Origin of the sequence: Ilumatobacter nonamiensis YM16-303, from assembly GCF_000350145.1 — a bacterium.
Classification (GTDB): domain Bacteria; phylum Actinomycetota; class Acidimicrobiia; order Acidimicrobiales; family Ilumatobacteraceae; genus Ilumatobacter_A; species Ilumatobacter_A nonamiensis.
In genome coordinates this window covers 1-438 of record NZ_BAOL01000277.1, presented here as the reverse complement: position 1 = coordinate 438, position 438 = coordinate 1, and the positions used below count along the sequence as shown (strand labels likewise).

Annotated in this window: 1 protein-coding gene; it reads right to left on the bottom strand. The window is 66.2% G+C overall.

The window, feature by feature from the left end:
* A partial coding sequence (gene ccsA, locus ON45_RS19580; protein ID WP_040496295.1) for a cytochrome c biogenesis protein CcsA occupies positions 1-438 on the bottom strand: 438 nt, incomplete at both ends.

Genomic DNA, 438 nt, shown 5'->3' with positions numbered 1-438 from the left:
GACCGGTGATCAGCGCGGCGATCGCGAACGCGAACGGGACGGTGAAGCCGACGTAGCCGAGGTACAGGATCGGCGGGTGGAACAGCACCAGGATGTGGTTCTGGAGGAGCGGGTTCGGACCGGTAGCGGTCGCCGGGTCGAAGTTGGCCACCCCGCTGGCAAACGCGTCGGCGGGGCCGAAGCTCAACATCGCGAAGAAGGCCGTGACGACGAACATCACGACGAGCGCCCAACCGACGAGTTCGTCGTCGATCCGCTTGCGGAAGCGCCAGGCGACGGCGCCGGTGAAGAACGCGAGCGTCATCGCCCACAGCAGGATCGACCCTTCGAGCGCCGACCACATCGCGGCGAAGTTGTACAGCACCGGCGTGTCGGGAGAGCCGACCTGCTGGATGTAGGCGAGTGAGAAGTCGCGGGTGATCAACGCCCGCTGCATCA